At 65.1% G+C, this 3,391-nt stretch carries 4 protein-coding genes; 2 read left to right on the top strand and 2 right to left on the bottom strand.

What is annotated here, in order from left to right; all coding sequences use genetic code 11:
* Window positions 1-20: 20 nt before the first annotated feature.
* The gene (locus WBF82_RS22975; RefSeq protein ID WP_424385235.1) at window positions 21-254 is read right to left on the bottom strand and encodes a hypothetical protein; all 234 of its coding nucleotides are present in this window, start codon (window positions 252-254) and stop codon (window positions 21-23) included.
* Window positions 255-479: 225 nt separating this feature from the next.
* Between WBF82_RS22975 and WBF82_RS22970 the strand changes: the two genes are divergently transcribed.
* Entirely contained in the window at window positions 480-1,031 is a 552-nt protein-coding gene (locus WBF82_RS22970; protein ID WP_424385234.1) for a YceI family protein, read from the top strand.
* 4 nt (window positions 1,032-1,035) lie between these two features.
* Here the strand turns inward: WBF82_RS22970 and WBF82_RS22965 are convergent, their stop codons facing one another.
* Window positions 1,036-2,196, bottom strand: coding sequence for an FIST signal transduction protein (locus WBF82_RS22965; RefSeq protein ID WP_424385233.1), 1,161 nt, complete (start codon window positions 2,194-2,196; stop codon window positions 1,036-1,038).
* A gap of 65 nt (window positions 2,197-2,261) precedes the next feature.
* On the opposite strand from WBF82_RS22965, the gene WBF82_RS22960 reads away from it, so the two are divergent.
* Window positions 2,262-3,110: an SDR family NAD(P)-dependent oxidoreductase gene (locus tag WBF82_RS22960; RefSeq protein ID WP_424385232.1), complete on the top strand. Its 849-nt coding sequence runs from the start codon at window positions 2,262-2,264 to the stop codon at window positions 3,108-3,110.
* The last annotated feature ends 281 nt before the right edge of the window (window positions 3,111-3,391 follow it).

Below are 3,391 nucleotides of genomic sequence, written 5' to 3'. Positions count from 1 at the left end.
ATCTTGCGGTTGCTCACGTCTCACCAGTTCTTCCGGTAGCGGGTCTGCAGGGCATGGATCGCGTGCCAAAGGTCCTCGTCGCCGTCATCTGCAGCCAGGATGATCTCGAACTCGCGACCATGGCTGTCGATGCCGATGAAATACGCGCGGTTGCGGTGGACGTCCAGCGGCATCCCCGCGTGGCGAAGGGCCACAAGCAGGTCTCCCTTTGAGATACGCCGATGGACCGCCGCCGTCATCTTGATCCGTGCCATGGATCGCGAGTATGCGGGATATAACCGACACCATCTCGGTCATGTCATACATGCTCGATCATTCTACGCGCACCGGCTACGGCGGGTCGTGTCTGCTTGAAAGGTGCAGAAGATGCAAAGGTGGGGGGCGAACTTAACCCATTCCAAGCGCTGGCCGGGAATAAACCGGACTACAGTCCGATTAGTATGGGGGTACTGGTTAGTCTGACTCAAGGGAGAATCCGCATGACCACAGCCGTTGGTGCCCAACAGCTCAGCGCCGGAACCTGGGCGATCGACCCAGTGCACTCCTCGATCAACTTTTCGGTGCGCCATCTGATGGTCGGCAAGATATACGGCAGGTTCGACCAGTTCAGCGGCGCCATCACGGTCACCGAGGACGGCGCCCCGTCCGTCAGCGCCGAGGTCGACGTCAGCTCCATCGACACCGGCAACGAGCAACGTGAGGCGCACATCAAGGCCCCCGATTTCTTCGACGTCGAGCAGTTTCCGACCGCGGCGTTCGTATCGACTGCGGTGCGCGCCGACGGGGACAACTATCTGGTCGATGGCGATTTCACCCTCAAGGGCGTCACCACGCCGGTCACCATGACGTTGGCGTTCAACGGCGTCAACCCCGGCATGGGACGCGGAGAAGTCGCCGGCTTCGACGCCTCGGTTGTGCTGAGCCGCAAGGACTTCGGAGTCGGCCCCGAGTTGCCGCTCGACGGCGGGGGCACGATGGTCGGGGACAAGGTCACGATCACGCTGGCGATCGAAGCCCTCAAGCAGGCCTGATTTGTTATTTCGTGTCGTCGATGAACAGTGCCATCGACGCGGTAAATGTGTGCAACGCGTTGCGGCCGGCGATCGGGCCGATCTCCCCGCCGGCGAAGAAACCGGCCAGCGGAATCGCGCCAAGTAGGTCCCCGATCGTCGACGCGTCATGGTCGGCGACCCCGAACATCCGTCGCCCACGCCCGTTGCAGGTGAACAACAGCGCGCCGGCCGGACGTCCGGATAGTTCCGCTGCCGCCCGCTCGACGGTCAGGCGCAGATCCTTGTCAGCCCCCACCGCATCGCGGACCTGGAACTGCACGGTCGCGCCGACCTCGACGACCTCGCCGATCTCTATCGCCCCGGTCGACTGGTCGGCGCCGAGCAGCCCACGGATCAGGAAGTCGCCCTGACCCGGTGTCGCCAGGTGCTCGTCGACGACGATCCCGATCACCAGTCCGTTGCTGACCAGATCCTGCTCGTCGGGAGGCAGCCCCGCGACGATCTCACGCAGCCGCTGCAGCGGCGGTCGGCCGCCCAGCTCGGTGATCGTTGCGCCGTCCGCGCCGGTGACGACGTACGGGTGGCCGATCGGCCGACAGCCCTGCGACACGATCGGGATTCCGTGCACGCCGGACAGGCGCACGCCCACGAGGCCGGACGTCAGCACGCCATGGTCGCGGAACAGTCGAGTGTCGCCCGGTCCTCGCCCACCGCTCACCACGCCGCCCACCACGGTCGTTCCCGGCAAGTCGGTGTTGAGGTGTTCGATGAACACGCTCGACGGGAATGTGTACGGGTCCGGCAGTAGCAGGTACAGATCGCGGGTGGTCCGGTCGAATCGGTAACCAGTGATCAGGCCACCGGGGCCGGTGCGGACGAAGTCCAGCTGGAACGTCTCGGCGGCCAGGCCGGACGCCAGCCACACCGCCACCGCAGGCTCGTCCTCTATCTCGCGGCGGCCGGCGACGATTGTCTGGGCGATGCAGCCGATCAGCGCGGGCGCCTCGACCGTCCGCTGTACCGCGTCGAGGACGTCCACGGCCTCGTCGCTGTGTGATCGCGATCCGAGCAGCACGGCCAGCGACGGCGCCTCACCGGCGAGCTCGTCGCGCGCGTGCGCTGCAGCCTCCACCGCGGCCTGCCGTGCGTCGGGTGCGGTGGAAACCCCGACTCCGATCCGCACCCGTCCATGATGCGCCGCATACCCTCGTGATTGACAGCGGTCGAGAGGGTCTCAATACTCCAGCCGTGATCGATTTAGGGCTATCGGGCAAGCGTGCCGTTGTGTCGGGTGCGGGCTACATCCCGGAGCGCGCGGGCCATGGCTGGTTCACGTCGCTGGCCCTTGCTGAGGCGGGCGCCTCGGTGGCCTGTATCGATATCGACAAGCAGCGCGCGGATCAGATTGCCGACGAGATCGTCGGCAGGGGAGGCAATGCCATCCCGATCGTCGCTGATATGACCGACCTTGAGCAGGTCACTCGGGCGATCGACGAAGCCGTCGCAGCTCTGGGCGGTGTCGATGTCTGCGTCGACATCATCGGCGGCGCCACCTGGTCGAAAGTCGAAGACTTCAGCACCCAATTATGGGACGCCGCAATCCATTACAACCTGACCCAGGTCTTCTACCTCTTTCAAGCCGTAGCACGGCACATGATCGCCCAGCGCAGCGGTGGATCGTTGGTCGCAATCGCCTCGGTCGACGGCATTGCGGCGGCGACCTACCATGCCGCCTACGGCGCCGCCAAGGCCGGCGTCATCTCGCTCGTCAAAACCTTCGCAGATGAACTGGGGCGCTACGGCATTCGCGCTAATGCGGTCGCGCCGGGCAATGTGGGCTCCGGCAACGAGGACCAGCCGCCAAACGAGTACGCCGTCAATGGAATTAATCCGCTGGCCGCGCCCCGCGCCCATGATGTCGCCAACGCCGCGTTGTTCCTCTCCTCCGAGCTGGCTGCCCGCATCACCGGTCAGACGCTCGTTGTCGACGGCGGCGCAACCAGCCAGCAGCTGTGGGGGCTGCCCGAATCATCGATCTCGTCGAACCCGGACGGCGCAATCCCGGAATTCATGAGACCTGGGCCGTTGGGCAGCTAGGGCGGCGCCGATTTTGCCCGCCGCTGAGCGACAAACTAAGGGAGGCAAGGGTTTTGTCGCTCAGAGCCGGGCACATCGGCGCGTCCCAACTCGCGGAGACTCGTGTGACTGTTGTGACTGTGCCTGTTAGCGAAACGACGGTCGCCGATAGGCCTCGAACGCGGCCTGCCCGCGAGGAGCGGTATCACTGGATCACTAATACCTTCGATCCGATTCCATTCGACACCCGCGCTGCGCGGATTTACGGCGCGCTGTGCGCGACGGTTCGAACCGTTGGCCGC

The sequence above is a fragment of the Mycobacterium sp. genome, assembly GCF_049673265.1.
In the GTDB taxonomy this organism is placed as follows: Bacteria; Actinomycetota; Actinomycetes; order Mycobacteriales; family Mycobacteriaceae; genus Mycobacterium.
Note: the sequence above shows the minus strand (reverse complement) of the source record. Positions and strands in the feature narration are given on the sequence as shown.

Coding starts and splice junctions, on each gene's coding strand:
- WBF82_RS22970 (WP_424385234.1), top strand. CDS start 480: ATGACCACAGCCGTTGGTGCCCAACAGCTCAGCGCCGGAACCTGGGCG.
- WBF82_RS22975 (WP_424385235.1), bottom strand. CDS start 254: ATGGCACGGATCAAGATGACGGCGGCGGTCCATCGGCGTATCTCAAAG.